Consider the following 13,986-nt stretch of genomic DNA (forward strand, 5'->3'; position numbering starts at 1 on the left):
GGACCACCACGCAGCAGAAAGCTCCATGAGGGAGCAGATCAAGCAGATCGCAGAAGAACTGCTCGTCAAGCACGGCTACCGCGGCCTCAACTTCCGCCAGATCGCGGAGGCGCTGAACACCACGCGGGCCAACTTGCACTATCACTTTGGCAGCAAGGAAGGACTGGTCGAGGCGGTGCTGGACGAGTACGCCACGCGGACGATGGATAGCTACCGCGACGTGTTGACCGACCCGTCGACTACGTTGCGGGCCAAGTCGCGGACCATCATCGAGATGGCCCGCAGTCGTTACAAGCGCTACAACCCGACTTCCGACGAGGGCGAGCCCTGGAGCCTGATGACGCGACTGCGCTCCGACAGCGACGCGCTGAGCGACACGATGCGGAACCGCCTACAGGCGGTGACCAGCGAGTTCGAGCTGCTGTCGCGGCTGGCAGTCAAAGCCGCGGTGCAGTCGGGCGAACTGCGTCCCGACACGCCACAGGACGGAGTGACGGTGCTAATCACGACCGTGCTGCACTACCAAGGTCTGATAACGCGCGACGTCGGCAGGTTTACGCGGCTGGTCGAGCTCTGGGAATCGACGCTCGATGCCATCTACGGTGCCTGGGGGCAAGCCGCGGCCCCGACGGCCGCCCCTAAGGCCAAGGCCGCCGCCAAGCGCTGACAGCCTCAACCGGCCGAGCCGATGTCCTCCGCGCGTCCTGCCAGGGCACGCAGGGAGAGTCCCGCAGACTTCCGGTCCCAAGTCGCCGGCCCTACGCCGTCGGCCCTTAGTTGGGCTTTACGCACCTTCTGTGTCGGCGTGCGCGGCAGCGCCTGCATGACCTCGATGTAGCGCGGCACCATGTGGTGCGGCAGCCGCAGCGCCAGGAACGCGAGCAGTTCCGCAGGGTCGACCGCCTGGCCGGTGTGCGGTGCCACGCACAGCTTGATGTCGTCGTCAGACGCGTAGCCTGACGGGACACCGACCGCCGCGCCATCGGCCACGGCCGGATGAGCGCGGGCCGCCGCCTCGATGTCGAATGAGGAGATGTTCTCGGCCCGGCGCCGGATGCGATCGCCCAAGCGGTCGACAAAGTAGACCCAGCCGTCCTCGGTCAGGTAACCGCTGTCGCCGGTGTGGAACCACAGGTTGCGCCAGGCGCGGCATGTGGCCGCCGGGTCGCCCCAGTAGCCAGGACTCACGATCCAAGGTCGCTTCGGACGGACTACGAACTCGCCCACTTGGCCGGCCGGCAGCAGGTCGTCGGTGACTGGGTCAACCACAGCGAACTCGTAGTCCGCCTCGCGGATGCGGCCAGCCGCGCCAGGGCGCAGCGGTTCGTCCCAGGGATGCCAGCAGGGTATGTTGATCTCAGTCATCCCCCAGGTCTCGAGGCCCTTCACTCCGAAGCGGCGCTCAAACTCGGCGGCGATATGTCTCGGGAACGGCGAGCTGCCAATGCGGCTCAAGCGGGTGTCCGCGTCGTCCGAACGAGGCGGTTCGGCGTGGATCATCTCCAGCAGCGGGCCGTGGCCGATGGTGACCGTCGCACCGGTCTCGCGGATACGATCAATCCAGCGGTCAGCCGAAAATTTTTTATCAAAAATGACTTGCGCGCCAGTCAGTAGCGCTGCGTACACCGCGCAGAACCGGGGTGACATGTGGAACAGCGGATGGGCGAAGTAAACAGTGTCGTCCGCACTGATCCGTAGACCCTCCGCCGCCTGCAGCGCGGTCGTGCAGGCCATCGCGTGGGTCACCATCGCGCCCTTGGCCGGACCGGTGGTGCCGGAGGTAAAGAGGATCGAGCAGAGGTCGCGGGGCTGGGCGCCGGCCGGTGCCCAGCCCGCCGGCCGCGCCGCGCCGCGCGGCTGCAGCGGGAACAGGGGGATCCCCCGAACCTGGGGAGGCAGGTGATCCTCGGCAGGCCAGGCCAGGGCTTCCGTCCAGTACGCACATTCACCTTCCAGCCCGTCTAGCGCGGAGAGCTGGGCTGGCGAAACTACCACCCGGCTCGCCTGCACCAGGTTCACGGCGTGCCGCAGGGGTTCGCCGGTGAAGGCCGGGTTCACCGGGCAGTCGACCGCGCCGAGCAGCTCAATCGCAAACCAGAGCAGAACCGCCTCGGCCGAGTTGCCGCCGAGCGTCACCACCCGGTCGCCCGGCCCCACGCCGGCGGCCTGCAGGGCGAAGGCGAGGTCGAGCGCGGCCTCCCAGACCTCGGCATAGGACCAGCGGTGGCCATGCTCGAACTGCAGGAACGGCGCATCCGGCGTGAGCCGGGCGCGTCGCGCGAGAACGCGGTCAAGGGTCTGGTCTGCCGGCGCCACCTCGGGCGTGCCAGTCCAGGCAACAGCATCAGCACGGGCGCGGATCGACACTCATTCGCCCCGGACGGTGCGGAACTTGCCGCCTTTGACCTCGACCGTGATCAGCGTGTCTTCGAAGACCCCTTCGTGCTGATCCTTGGAGTAGCACAGCTTCCCGTCGATGTAGGTCTTGTCGAAGTCGCAGATCGTTTCGAGCTTGTCCCGCACCTTCTGCCCAGTGACAGGCAAGTCGGCACGGCGCATCGCCTCGAAGACGGCGAGCACACCGGTCGAACCAATCAATTCGGCATAGCCCTTGGGCGTCTTGCCGGCATCGGTGAGCAGCTTGCCGAGCTCCTTCTGCTTCTCCGACGGATCGTCCCAGTTGCCCATCGAGACGACCAGGATGCCTTCGCCAGCAGGGCCAGTGGCATCAATGAACGGCTTCTGATTCAAGCTGCCGGAGCCGATGATCGGCGCCTTCACACCGACTTGGCGTGCGGCGCGCACGAAGGTTGCACCCAGCGCCGGCGCCGAAGTCTGCAGCAGCACCACGTCGGGGTTGGCGTTGCGGATGTTGGTGGCGGCAGCCGTCAGGTCGATGGCGTTCAGCGGCGCGGCCACCGACGCGACCATCTGGATGCCGCGATCCTTCGACAGTGCCGTGGCCTGCTTCATGCCTGCCTCGCCGTAGGCGTCTTCCTGGTACAGGATTGCGATGCGCTGGCGCTTGGGCTTGAACACGCCGCGTTCCATGATCGCGCCGATGATGATGGTGTCTGTGGGCGCACTGCGGAACACCCAGGGCCAAAACGCGTTGTCCTTGGAGGTGACAGGGATCGTGCCTACCGGCGCAACCACGGGCACCTTGGCATTCATTGCGATCGGTGCCAGCGCCAATGTGCCGGTGCCGGTAGTCGAGCCGACGATGGCCATCACACCGTCCTGCCGGATCAGCTTCGTGGCACAGCGGGCGGCTTCGGTCGGGTTGGTCATGTCGTCGCAGATGACGAGCTCCACCTGCTGGCCCTTGATGCCGCCTTCCTTATTCAGTTTGGCGGTCAGAATCTCGGCGATGTCTCGCTCGGCTGTGCCGATCGGCGCGGCCGGGCCGCTCAGGCTGTAGATGGCGCCGACTTTGAGCTTGGCCTGCGCCAGGGCTCCGCCGGACGCCAGGCCCACTACCAGCGCCGTGGCCAGCATCGTTAACTTCGCGTTACTCATGTCTCCTGCTCCTTGTGTGTGAATTGCCGGAAATCACGCCGTCGCACCCCGCCGGCGTTCTCCGCTCATGGGTCAGCCGAGCAAGGCGTCGGCCAGCTCGTCGGGGTGTTCGAGGTCCGCTCGGCCGCCCTGGCGCACCACCTGCCCGTGCGACAGCACCAGGTAGCGGTCGGCCACACGAGCGGCGAACGGCAGGTTCTGCTCAGCCAGCAGCAACGCCAGGCCGAGGCCCTTGAGGACGTCAAACGCGTGCTGGAGCAGGTCATAAACCATCGGCGCCAGGCCTTGCGTCGGCTCGTCGAGTAGCAGCAGCTTCGGCTTGCGGCCCAACGCCATCGCGATGGCGAGCATCTGCTGTTCGCCGCCGGACAGCACGCCAGCGGCTGCGTCTTCGCGCTTCTGCAGGATCGGGAACAGTTCCATGATCATGCGTCGCTGCGCTTCGCGTTCGGCGACCGGCAGAAGGCGCAGGCCGATGTCGACGTTCTCGCGTACCGACATCGTTGCGAAGACGTTACCGCGACGCTCCGGCACGAAGGCCAGGCCGTGCGAGGCCCGCTTGTAGGCGGCCATGCCGCCCAGCTCGACGCCGTCGACTTTGACGTTCCCGCTACCTGACACAATTCCGGCAATGGCACCGAACAGGCTGCTCTTGCCGGCACCGTTAGCGCCCAACACCGCAAGCATCTCGCCGCCGCGGACGTCAAGGTGCACGCTCTCGACGACTGAGATGCGGCTGTAGCGCGCACTGATCGAGCGGCACGACACGGAGACTTGGCGGTCGGACGTCGACAACGCCCCGGCCGCGGCTGCGGCATTCATAACGGCGCTCATTTGCCGGCACTCCCCAGATAGGCTTCGACGAACGCGGGATCGCGCGACACGCTTTCGGGCGTGCCTTCTATCAGCCGCACCCCCTCCTTCAGCACCAGCACCTGCTCGACGAGCTCGCGCACCATCCTGAAGTTGTGTTCCACCAGCAGCACGCCGACGCCCTGCTTCGCGAGGCGCCGCACTTCGCTGGTCAACATGGACTGCTCGTCCTGCGCGAGGCCCGCGGCGGGCTCATCCAGCAGCAGGTACTTCGGATCGTTGGCCAGGGCGCGAGCCACCTCCACCAGGCGGACGCGGCCCATCGGCAGCTCACTCATACGCAGGTCGCGGTAGTCATCCAACTTCATCTCACGCAGAATCTCGTCGCAGCGGCGGCGGAAGCCGTTCTCCTCCTTCGCCGCCTGCGGCAGCCGGAACATTGCTCCCAGCATGCCGGCGCGGTGCACCGGGTAGAAGCCGCACATCACCGCCTCGTGCACCGTGATGTGCGGATCGAAACGGGGGGTCTGGAAGGTACGTGCCAGGCCGAGGTTGATGCGGCGGTGCGGGGGCAACGTGTCCAGCGCAACGCCATCCACGCTCACACTGCCGGCACTGGGCTTGACCATGCCGGTGATTGCGTTAAACAGCGTACTTTTGCCGGAACCGTTGGGGCCGATGACGCCCTGGACGCGACCGCGTTCGAGCTGAATCGAGACATCTTTGAGCGCTACCACGCCGCCGAAGCGGACGGTCACGCCTTTCACGTTGATGGTCATCTCAGCCTCCCTTCTGCTTGGCCGCGACGGGCACGCCGCTCGCCGCGCCCCGGCGGCGGCTGCGCGAGAACAGCTTCTTCCAGTCGGTGCCCAGCGCTCCGTTGGGTGCGACCAGCAGCACCAGAATAAGTGCGCCACCGAAGAACATGCCCTGCGTGCCGCGGGCCGGCAGAAACTGGGTGATCGAGGTCAGGAAGGCAGCACCGAGGATCGGTCCAACGATGGTCGATGCGCCACCGACGACGGCCATCAGCAGCACGTTGATCGACACGTGCAGGGTCAGCGAGTCGGGCCCGATGTAGCTCATGTAGTGCGCGTACATCCAGCCGGCGAGGCCGGCCACTGCAGCCGACAGCGCGAAGTAGGCGGCGAGCAGCGCCGGCACGTCGACGCCGTCGGCGGTGGCACGCAGCGGGTCGTGGCGGGCGGTCTTCACAGCGCGGCCGATCGCCGAGTCGGTGAGGTTGGCGTACAGCACGACCACTGCGACGACAATGCCCCAGGCCAGCAGGTACATGCCTTCCGCACCGGGCGCGAACGACAGCCCAGGCAGCCCGGACAGGCCGCTGTAGCCGCCGGTGAAGGTACCGCCCTCGCGGATCGCGAGCTCCAGCAGCATGCTCAGCAGCAGCGTGGCGATCGACAGCGGCATCGGCGACAGCCGGGTGATCGCCCGTGCCATCGGATAGGCGAACAGCATCGGCAGCAGCAGCGCGACCGCGAGGCCCACCAGCGGCGGCAGGCCGTAGCGGGTCGTCACGATACCGGTCGCAAAGGCACCGACCGATGCGAATGCCGCCGGCGCGATCGACAGAATGCCGGCCTGGCCGTAGGCCATGCCGGCCGACAGCGCGAGCAGCGAGAAGATTGCGACGATCACCGCGTTGTCGAGCAGCAGCGGGCTGGCCATCACCATAGGCGCCGCGAGGGCGACGACAGCCAAGACGATCAGCGCGGGAACGTGGCGCCGGACCACGGGGAGCTGGAACACGGAAGCCATCAGACACGCCCTCCGGTGGCCGCGATCCGGTTCATGCGCCCAAGCGACAAGATCACGAAGATGAAGATGAGCGGAGCGGCGCTCGCCCACGCGCCGGGCAGGTAACCAGCGCTGAGCGCCTGCACGACGCCGATCACCAGGCCCCCGGCGAAGCCGCGCAACGGGCTGCCAAGGCCGAACATGATGGCCGCGCCGAAGCCCCAGATCGTCAGTGTGAACGCCGCGCTGTAGTCGGTGCCGGTGGTGAACAGCACCAGCACGCCGGTGATGCCGGCCAGCAGCCCACCGAGCAGGTAGGTGCTGAACCAGATGGCCCGCACAGGGATGCCGTTCAGTGTCGCGCCGGTCGGGTTGACCGCGCTCGCCCGCATCGCGCGGCCGAACGGTGTACGCTGCAGCACGTAGAAGAGCGCTGTGAGAATGATCGCGCTAACCGTGATGTTAATGCCCATTTGCGGGCTGATGCGGATTCCGGCCACGTCCCAGAAAGTGTCGAAGGGGTGGCGGACCATGGGGTTGGTGCCGAAGATCGTCAGCACCATCGATTCGAGGAAGGTCGACAGCCCGAAGGTCCCGAGCACCGCAGTCACATGGTCAACAGATCCCGGGCGGTTCAGCCGCATCGAAATGAACCCCACGATCGCCGATGCGAACACCGCACAGCCGATGCCGAACACGATGCCACCAGCGCCACCGGTGACATACATCACCGCCGCGGCCAGGACCGCGTAAGCACCCAGAGCGACATCCACCGAGCTGGTGGTCACAAACAGCAGGCTCACCGGGAAAGCCAGTAAGCCATACATCACACCAAGCAACGCTCCACGTATCAGGAATTCCAGCAACTCGGCCACAACACGCCTTCCAGGGGACAAGAACAAGACTGTATTGAACGAGATTGCATACTTACTTGCAAGTCGGGAAAACCCCCGAAGTTCTCACTTGCTGACAATCCACGGACACGCAACGCGTCCGGTTCAGTTCATCCAGAGTCCACCGGTCACGTTGATCGACTGACCGGTCATGTAGGAGGCCTGCTCCGAGATCAGGAAGGCCACGACGTTGGCGACGTCTCCGGGGGTACCCAGGCGCGCCAGCGGGATCATGTGCACGCGCTCGGTCGCCGGGGGCAGGCCCTTGGCGACGGCCTGGCGGTCGGCCGCCTCGCGCATCCGCGTGTCGGTGATCGTGCCCGGACAGACGGCATTGACGCGGATTCCGTCGCGCGCGAGGTCGAGCGCCATCGATTGCGTCATCCCGATCAGCGCGAATTTGGACGCGCAGTAGGCAAGCGACATCGGCCGCCCGCTCTTGCCAAACCAGGAGGCGATGTTGACGACATTGCCTCCGCGCTGCGCGGTCATTGCCGGAAGCAAAACATGACAGCAGTTGTAGGTGCCGCGCACGTTGACACGCATCGTCTCATCGAACTCCTCGGGCGAGCCGTCCAGGATAGAGGCCACCTGGCCGATTCCGGCCGCGTTCACCAGAATCCGCGGAGCCTCACCGAGCACCGCGGTCGTCGCCGCCGCGGCCTCGCGCACCGCCGGCAGCGCACCCACGTCGACCACTCGCGTATCGACCGCCACTCCAGCGCTGCGGCACTGCGCGGCAACGGCTTCCAGGCCCGCGCCGTCGACGTCCCACAGGGACACTGCACAACCTTCGTCCGCCAACCGCAACGCGATCGCGCGACCTATGCCGTTGGCGGCACCAGTGACGACCGCCACGCCCTTTTTGTAACCGTACATGCTTGCTCTCAATCGTTGAGTGATCGCCTCATTGGCGCCTCGTTGTCCGAGGCGCCGGGTTCCAGCGGGTGATGCCTTAGGTGCGGCGGATGTGGATTCCGCCGTCCACGTGGAAGGCATGGCCCGTGGTGTAGGGCAGACGCCCGCTGGCGATCACTGCGACTGCCTGGCCGATGTCGTCCGGTTCGCCCCAGCGCGCCATCGGGAAGCCGCGGTCGCGCACCCAACCGTCGTACTTGTCGAATACGTCGGCCGTCATGTCGGTGCGGATGATTCCGGGGCGAACCTCGTTCACCGCGATTCCGTGCGGCGCCAGGCGCAGCGCGTACAGCGTCGACATCATTGCGACACCCGACTTGGAGATACAGTAGTCCGCCTGTGTCGCGGTCGCGACCACCGCATTGCCCGAGGAGACGAAGACGATCGCGCGCCGCGGCCGAGTCACGTCGCCAGCCGGCTCGCCGATCATGCGCCGCGCAACCTGCTGTGTCAGAAAGAAGGAGCCGCGCAGGTTCACACCGAGCAGGCGGTCAAAGCTTTCCGGCGGGATGTCCAGCATGTCGCCGCGGTAATTTGTCTGCACACCTGCGTTGTTGACCAGGCAGTCGATTGTGCCGAAAGCGCCCCAGGCGGCGTCGACGAGCGCGGCATGCCCGTCGAGTTTGGACACGTCACCGGCCACGAAACGCGCCTGCGCGCCGCGGGCCACTAAGCCGGCGAGCGTCTCGTCGGCGGCGGCGTCACGCTCGAGGTCGTTGACCACGACGTCGTAACCCTCGTCGGCCAGCGCGTAGCCGATGGCGCGACCAATGCCGCGGCGCCCGCCGGTGACGAGGGCTACGCGGCGGCGGGTGTCACCCGCCTTCATGCTGCCACCTTCGAATCCTGCGTTGCCACCGGCACCCAGCGCATTATGTGGATCGCCGTCGCAACGGTCTCGCCGCGCTGGTTGGTGAGCACCACGTCGGCCAGCGCGCGGCGGCGGTCCGCCTCCAGCGACTTCACCGTGTAGGTGACTGTTACCGTGTCGCCGAAGAACACCGGACCGATGAAACGCACCTTGTCGTAGCCCTGGGAGACTCCAGTGTAGCCCTCGTAGTGGGGCAGGTGCGGCGTGTACATCAGCGTGGATGCGGTCGACATCAGCCCCATGCCCAGCACACCGTGCGCGATGCGACGGCCGAAGGCGCCTTTGCGCATGTACTCCTCGTTGCAGTGCACGTCAGACAAGTCGCCGGTGATGCCGGCGAACAAGTAGACGTCACTCTCGCTGACTGTCTTGGAGAAGCGGACGTGGTCGCCCGGCTGGACGCGGAAATCGAGGAAGGTCATTGGGATCTCGGGGTTGACTAATGGATGTTGGTGGCACTCTAATACTGACCTACAGGTAAGTCAATATACCTGCAACCGTGTTGACTCCGAAAGATCCCTGACCATGTTGTCCCATCCCCGCTTCAACGTGTCGTCCCCGCCCGCCCGTGCTGGCGAGGTCGACTTCATTTCCGGCCGCACGCGCCTCTACGGCATCGTCGGCCACCCGATCGCGCAAGCCCGTTCGCCGCAGGCGTTGACGCACGAACTGCGGCGGCGCGGCGAGGATGCGGTGCTGGTCCCGATCGACATCCGCCCCGAGGACTTCGACGAGGTGTTCCCGCGCCTGCTGCGGCTCGACAATCTCGACGGTCTTGTCATCACCGTGCCGCACAAGCCGAACGTGCTGCCTTGGCTCGACCACGTCGGGCCGACCGCGCGCCTTTGCGGCGCGGCCTCGGTGCTCGCCCGGGCGCGACCCGGCGGCTGGATGGGCGAGGCCCACGACGGTATGGGCTGCATCGACGCAATCGAGCGGCGCGGCGTGCCGGTGGCCGGGCTGTCAGCGCAGCTGATGGGCGCGGGCGGCGCGGGTGCGGCGATCGCTTTTGAGCTGGCGCGGCGAGGCGTCGGCCGCTTGCGCATCGTCGACCCCGACCGGCGCAAGGCCGAACGCCTACTGGAGGCGCTGCTCGGCGGCTTCCCGGCTCTAGCGGCGCGGGCCGTCGTGGGCAGTCCGGCGCTGGACGACATCGACCTGCTGATCAACGCCAGCCCAGTCGGCATGCTTGACCCGCAGGCCGCGCCGATCGCCGACATCCGGATCCCGGCGCGAGTGGTGGTGATGGACGCGGTGATGGACCCGGAGCGTACCCGGTTGATCTCGATCGCAGAGGACAGCGGTTGCGTGACCGTCCGCGGGCGCGAGATGCTCGACGCGCAGATAGCGAGCGCCTGCGACTTCCTACTTGCCGCGCGCGGCGGGGTGGCGGCTGCGATAGCGGCGTGGCCGCGCGAGGAGGCACCAGTATGACAGTGTCCGACGACACGCTGATCCAGCGCATCGTGGCCGCTTGCGGTGTGGCCTCGGTGGTGCCTCCCGCCGACGCGCAGGGCCGCACTCTGTCGCCGTTCGGCGCGACGCTGGGCGCCTCGCCGATCCTGCGGCCCGCTGACACGGCGCAGGTTGCGACAATGGTGCGGCTGCTTCACGAGGCCGGGCGTACGTTGGTGCCGCTGGGCGGCGCGACCGGCCTCGCTGGCGGCGTCCAGCCTAGCGGGGCTGCGGGAGAATGGCATCTGTCGACCGAACGCATGCGCGCGATCGAGCTGCTTGACCCGATGTCGCGCATCGCGGTCGTGCAGGCGGGCGTGGTCCTGCAGACGATGCAGGACGCAGCGGCGCGCGAAGACCTTTTGTTCCCGGTCGACCTCGGCGCGCGCGGCTCGGCGACGATAGGCGGGCTGATCGCGACCAACGCCGGCGGCGAGCGGGTGCTTCGCTTCGGAATGATGCGCGAACAGGTGCTAGGCCTGGAGGTGGTGCTCGCCGACGGCAGCGTGCTCGACCTGATGGACCAGGTGGTGAAGAACAATGCCGGCTACGACCTAAAACAGCTGTTCATCGGCTCTGAGGGTACGCTGGGCATCGTCACCCGAGCGGTGCTGAGACTGAGGCCGGCGCTGCCCCGGCACGAGGCGGCCTTCCTCGCTGTCGAGGACCTGGCCGCGTTGCCGCGACTGCTGTCACGGGTGGAATCGGCTCTGGGTGGCTCGCTTTCGGCCTTCGAACTGATGTGGCCGTCGTTCCATGCTCTGATGACGGAGCAGCACGGTGTGGAGCCAGCGCGCCACCGCTCGCCGGTCGCCGCCGGGGCCGCCGCCTACGTGCTGATAGAGCTGGAGGACGGCGGCGAGGCCGCAGAAGACGAGCGCCTGCTCACGCTGCTCGACCAACTCGTCGAGGAGGGCCTGCTGCGCGACGCTGCGGTGGCGCGCTCTGGCGCCGACCAAGAGGCGTTTTGGGCAATCCGCAACGACATTGAGCACCTGATCCGGTTGCTGCAACCCCTTCACGCCTTCGACGTCAGCGTGCCGATTGCGCACATGGTCGACTACGTCGACGAGCTGTGCGATGCGGTGTCCGCCCGCTGGCCGGCCGCGCGTCCAGTGGTGTTCGGTCATGTCGCTGACAACAACCTGCACGTAGTGGTCGGCGGAATGGAGCCATCGGAGAAGTCCGCGCTCGAGGCGATCGTCTATGCGGGAGTGCATCGGCGGCGCGGCTCGATCTCGGCGGAGCACGGCATCGGGCTGGACAAGCGTGCCGCCTTGCGAGACAGCCGACCTCCGGAGGTCATGGCCTTGATGGCGGCGCTGAAGAAGATGCTGGATCCGACGGGCCTGCTAAATCCGGGCAAGGTGATCTGATACGCCGCTCAGGGCGTGTCAGCAATGTCTGAGCGCGACCTGCAGTCGGTTGTAGATCCCGCCTGTATTCACGCCATAAAGCCTCGCTCGAATGCGCTCAGGATGGCCACTATTCGGCCTTCCCCCAACAGAGGCTCCACCGTTGCCTTGGAGCGCAGCAGCTGGTCGATCATCAACTGCCGAAACTTCGCGTCGGAGAGAATTTCGTTGACCTGCTGCGCTGTCGCTGTGCTGCAGGTCCTGGCTGCATCTTTTCCGAGCAGCATCGCGCCCGCCAAATCCATGTCGTACTCGGACTTGGCCAACACTTCAAGGTCGGCTCCATAAAGTCGGTCCTCGTTTCCAGCCTCTGCGTAGCGCTGCGCGATAAGCAGGAAGTCCGTGGCATCTTTGCGGCTTGCCGTGTGCCGGTCTTTCCATGCGAGGAGTTTGAGGACGGCCAACGAGGGGAGCGAGCAGACTCGCGCACGCAAACCGCCGCCAAGATCGACCAGCACAGCAAACTGTTGCGCCTCCTCGAAGCCTGCGACGTTGAGCACCACATCGCGATTGGGCGGCCAGGCAATCTGCTGTCCGTCGTCGGCGACCTTGCCGAACGGTATGAGGTCCAGCGGCACACCGCCGTGCTTCGCGAAATGAAGGCGATGTGGACTTCCTTCGGTGGCGAAGAACCGACCGGTCTCGATCAACCGTACCCGCAGCTTCTGAAACTCATCCCAGTTGCGCAGGTACACGCCAATGTCGACATCGAGTGTTGCCCGCTCGATGGCTCCACCAAACACGTGGTGGAGAAGAATGTCACGCGCGAGTGCACCGCCCACGAAGTACTCGATGCCTTGCTCAGTGGCGGCCTGGTGCGCATGCTGGAGGATCTCCAGCAAAAGTTGATCGATCGGCCTCTCGCTCCCCACTTCAAGCATCTCGCATCCTTTGCAGAACCATTTGGGCCGCTTCAAGGCTTCGATCATCGCGGCTGTTCAGCAGGTCTGCGTAGACCAGCAGCGGCGGGACTGTTGGAGGTTCGGTGCTCTTGCTGAGCGGCCAAAACGCGTCGAGCACTTCGACCGACCCTTTGGGATCAGGCTTCAGGCGATAGAGGACCATGAGGTCAGAGCGGGGGATCCTGCTGTAGATCGTCGCTTCAACAGGCTTGAGGTAGTCGGTCAGATGAAACGTGGCCACCTCCCCGCCCCACTGGGCCTTTTCTGCATCCAGGTGCGCGCCTTTCCACCAGGAATCATTGAGCGGCTTGTACCGCTTTGGATTGAGCTTGTCGCGCAGGGAAACTGTGTAGTGTGTGGCCCATTCCATCTCCAGGCTGTCCGCAGCGAGCAATCGCCTGGGACTGTCGACTCCGCGGCTGAGGAAGCCTAAGTTCTCCAGATCCTTGATGACTGGCCCAACGGATCCCAGCGATACACCTGCGGCCTCGGCTATGTCGCGTTGCGTTTCGTTGATCAGCGCTCGCTGCGTCAGCAAGTTGAAGATGACACGCAGGGCGCTTGGCCGGGTCCACATGCCAGTCGTTGTCTTGATCGGGGCATCAGGCCGGCGGGGAATTCCCGTGATGAACACGTGGCAGCCAGGCACTCGGATGAAGGCGTTGCCTGAGGTGTCGATGAAATTCAGGTGGATCCGCCGACATTCATCTGCCATGGCTGGAGAGATGTAGGGCGCAACGAGCAGTTGCTGTCCGGTGGACTTCTCTCCCGTTGATTCTGTGGCCTCCAGGGCTTTCAGCGTTCGGAGCGTTTGAACCCGGTCGACTGTTCGTACGTGCGCGTCGAAAAGATGCTCACCTGCTTCGGGTATGGACGCCCTGAGGTGGGTCGTTCCGAAGGAATGGTTGGGCACGGCGTCGAACTGCAAGACAGGCGCGATGGCCTCTACTGCGCGATCAATGATGCCTTGGTTGTCCATGTTTTTCGAATGTCCACGTTACGTGAACATCAACAATACCTGAACAAAACCAAGAACGCAAACCGTTGCAGAGCCAGCGGACTGGTTCAGGCAGCAGGAAACCGGACGTCTCCGGCCACTACGTGTATGGCCGGCCGCGCTGTCGTGCTTCGCATCGAGCCTCGCTGCGCGAGTCTCGCCCCATTCGGGCTTCCATCGTTCCCTCGCGCTGCTCGGCTGACGCCTCCGGCCCGGTCCCTGATCCGGGCCTGCGCGCTTCGCTTGCCGTGCGGTAGGCACAAAGAAGCCGGCCGTTGCCTGTTCAGCCGTCTTTCCTAACTCCATCACCTTGTCCGCGACTGTAGCCCGCGGCCGCAAACCGTCAAGGCGCACCAGGCCGAGTCCTCGGCTTCGCCTGCGGGCCGCACCTACCTGGCGCTTGATTCCTTGACGGTTTGCGGCCGCGCGCTCCTGAACGTCTCGG

General features: G+C 65.8%; 14 protein-coding genes. 3 read left to right on the forward strand and 11 right to left on the reverse strand.

The features are described 5' to 3' along the window. Positions 1–25: 25 nt before the first annotated feature. Positions 26–667: a TetR/AcrR family transcriptional regulator gene (locus tag ACQ4MJ_RS26555; RefSeq protein ID WP_431153231.1), complete on the forward strand. Its 642-nt coding sequence runs from the start codon at positions 26–28 to the stop codon at positions 665–667. Positions 668–672: 5 nt separating this feature from the next. Here ACQ4MJ_RS26555 and ACQ4MJ_RS26560 read toward each other — a convergent pair whose 3' ends face one another. The 9 genes from ACQ4MJ_RS26560 to ACQ4MJ_RS26600 form a co-directional block, all read right to left on the reverse strand. Then, the gene (locus ACQ4MJ_RS26560) at positions 673–2,367 is read right to left on the reverse strand and encodes an AMP-binding protein (protein WP_431153232.1); all 1,695 of its coding nucleotides are present in this window, start codon (positions 2,365–2,367) and stop codon (positions 673–675) included. Beyond that, complete coding sequence (locus tag ACQ4MJ_RS26565) at positions 2,368–3,519, reverse strand: ABC transporter substrate-binding protein (RefSeq protein WP_431153233.1); 1,152 nt, start codon at positions 3,517–3,519, stop codon at positions 2,368–2,370. A gap of 72 nt (positions 3,520–3,591) precedes the next feature. Next, positions 3,592–4,341 (reverse strand): ABC transporter ATP-binding protein, encoded by a 750-nt coding sequence (locus ACQ4MJ_RS26570; protein ID WP_431153234.1) that lies wholly within the window; start codon positions 4,339–4,341, stop codon positions 3,592–3,594. A gap of 8 nt (positions 4,342–4,349) precedes the next feature. Beyond that, positions 4,350–5,111, reverse strand: coding sequence for an ABC transporter ATP-binding protein (locus ACQ4MJ_RS26575; RefSeq protein WP_431153235.1), 762 nt, complete (start codon positions 5,109–5,111; stop codon positions 4,350–4,352). Between the two features lies 1 nt (position 5,112). Continuing rightward, positions 5,113–6,111 (reverse strand): branched-chain amino acid ABC transporter permease, encoded by a 999-nt coding sequence (locus ACQ4MJ_RS26580; protein ID WP_431153236.1) that lies wholly within the window; start codon positions 6,109–6,111, stop codon positions 5,113–5,115. Further along, on the reverse strand, positions 6,111–6,965 hold the full coding sequence (locus ACQ4MJ_RS26585) for a branched-chain amino acid ABC transporter permease (protein WP_431153237.1): 855 nt from the start codon (positions 6,963–6,965) through the stop codon (positions 6,111–6,113). The genes ACQ4MJ_RS26580 and ACQ4MJ_RS26585 overlap by 1 nt, the downstream gene beginning before the upstream one ends. A gap of 123 nt (positions 6,966–7,088) precedes the next feature. Beyond that, positions 7,089–7,862, reverse strand: a complete 774-nt coding sequence (locus ACQ4MJ_RS26590; RefSeq protein ID WP_431153238.1) for an SDR family NAD(P)-dependent oxidoreductase — start codon at positions 7,860–7,862, stop codon at positions 7,089–7,091. Positions 7,863–7,938: 76 nt separating this feature from the next. After that, positions 7,939–8,730, reverse strand: a complete 792-nt coding sequence (locus tag ACQ4MJ_RS26595; RefSeq protein WP_431153239.1) for a 3-ketoacyl-ACP reductase — start codon at positions 8,728–8,730, stop codon at positions 7,939–7,941. Beyond that, the gene (locus ACQ4MJ_RS26600; protein WP_431153240.1) at positions 8,727–9,194 is read right to left on the reverse strand and encodes a MaoC family dehydratase; all 468 of its coding nucleotides are present in this window, start codon (positions 9,192–9,194) and stop codon (positions 8,727–8,729) included. The genes ACQ4MJ_RS26595 and ACQ4MJ_RS26600 overlap by 4 nt, the downstream gene beginning before the upstream one ends. A 103-nt stretch (positions 9,195–9,297) precedes the next feature. Here ACQ4MJ_RS26600 and ACQ4MJ_RS26605 point away from each other — a divergent pair, with 103 nt between their 5' ends. Together ACQ4MJ_RS26605 and ACQ4MJ_RS26610 are read left to right on the forward strand one after the other, a co-directional pair. Further along, the gene (locus tag ACQ4MJ_RS26605; protein ID WP_431153241.1) at positions 9,298–10,206 is read left to right on the forward strand and encodes a shikimate dehydrogenase family protein; all 909 of its coding nucleotides are present in this window, start codon (positions 9,298–9,300) and stop codon (positions 10,204–10,206) included. Beyond that, complete coding sequence (locus tag ACQ4MJ_RS26610) at positions 10,203–11,603, forward strand: FAD-binding oxidoreductase (RefSeq protein WP_431153242.1); 1,401 nt, start codon at positions 10,203–10,205, stop codon at positions 11,601–11,603. The genes ACQ4MJ_RS26605 and ACQ4MJ_RS26610 overlap by 4 nt, the downstream gene beginning before the upstream one ends. Positions 11,604–11,671: 68 nt before the next feature. Here ACQ4MJ_RS26610 and ACQ4MJ_RS26615 read toward each other — a convergent pair whose 3' ends face one another. Further along, complete coding sequence (locus ACQ4MJ_RS26615; RefSeq protein ID WP_431153243.1) at positions 11,672–12,571, reverse strand: nucleotidyl transferase AbiEii/AbiGii toxin family protein; 900 nt, start codon at positions 12,569–12,571, stop codon at positions 11,672–11,674. Next, positions 12,516–13,523, reverse strand: a complete 1,008-nt coding sequence (locus tag ACQ4MJ_RS26620) for a type IV toxin-antitoxin system AbiEi family antitoxin (RefSeq protein WP_431153244.1) — start codon at positions 13,521–13,523, stop codon at positions 12,516–12,518. Before ACQ4MJ_RS26620 ends, ACQ4MJ_RS26615 begins: the two co-directional genes overlap by 56 nt. Between the last annotated feature and the right edge of the window lie 463 nt (positions 13,524–13,986).

This window comes from Acidovorax facilis, from assembly GCF_050626955.1.
Classification (GTDB): Bacteria; Pseudomonadota; Gammaproteobacteria; order Burkholderiales; family Burkholderiaceae_C; genus Acidovorax; species Acidovorax facilis.

What these genes read in the sequence shown, in the direction of transcription:
- ACQ4MJ_RS26555 (WP_431153231.1), top strand. Translation starts at nt 26, where the DNA reads ATGAGGGAGCAGATCAAGCAGATCGCAGAAGAACTGCTCGTCAAGCAC.
- ACQ4MJ_RS26565 (WP_431153233.1), bottom strand. Translation starts at nt 3,519, where the DNA reads ATGAGTAACGCGAAGTTAACGATGCTGGCCACGGCGCTGGTAGTGGGC.
- ACQ4MJ_RS26570 (WP_431153234.1), bottom strand. Translation starts at nt 4,341, where the DNA reads ATGAATGCCGCAGCCGCGGCCGGGGCGTTGTCGACGTCCGACCGCCAA.
- ACQ4MJ_RS26575 (WP_431153235.1), bottom strand. Translation starts at nt 5,111, where the DNA reads ATGACCATCAACGTGAAAGGCGTGACCGTCCGCTTCGGCGGCGTGGTA.
- ACQ4MJ_RS26580 (WP_431153236.1), bottom strand. Translation starts at nt 6,111, where the DNA reads ATGGCTTCCGTGTTCCAGCTCCCCGTGGTCCGGCGCCACGTTCCCGCG.
- ACQ4MJ_RS26590 (WP_431153238.1), bottom strand. Translation starts at nt 7,862, where the DNA reads ATGTACGGTTACAAAAAGGGCGTGGCGGTCGTCACTGGTGCCGCCAAC.
- ACQ4MJ_RS26595 (WP_431153239.1), bottom strand. Translation starts at nt 8,730, where the DNA reads ATGAAGGCGGGTGACACCCGCCGCCGCGTAGCCCTCGTCACCGGCGGG.
- ACQ4MJ_RS26600 (WP_431153240.1), bottom strand. Translation starts at nt 9,194, where the DNA reads ATGACCTTCCTCGATTTCCGCGTCCAGCCGGGCGACCACGTCCGCTTC.
- ACQ4MJ_RS26605 (WP_431153241.1), top strand. Translation starts at nt 9,298, where the DNA reads ATGTTGTCCCATCCCCGCTTCAACGTGTCGTCCCCGCCCGCCCGTGCT.
- ACQ4MJ_RS26610 (WP_431153242.1), top strand. Translation starts at nt 10,203, where the DNA reads ATGACAGTGTCCGACGACACGCTGATCCAGCGCATCGTGGCCGCTTGC.
- ACQ4MJ_RS26615 (WP_431153243.1), bottom strand. Translation starts at nt 12,571, where the DNA reads ATGATCGAAGCCTTGAAGCGGCCCAAATGGTTCTGCAAAGGATGCGAG.
- ACQ4MJ_RS26620 (WP_431153244.1), bottom strand. Translation starts at nt 13,523, where the DNA reads ATGGACAACCAAGGCATCATTGATCGCGCAGTAGAGGCCATCGCGCCT.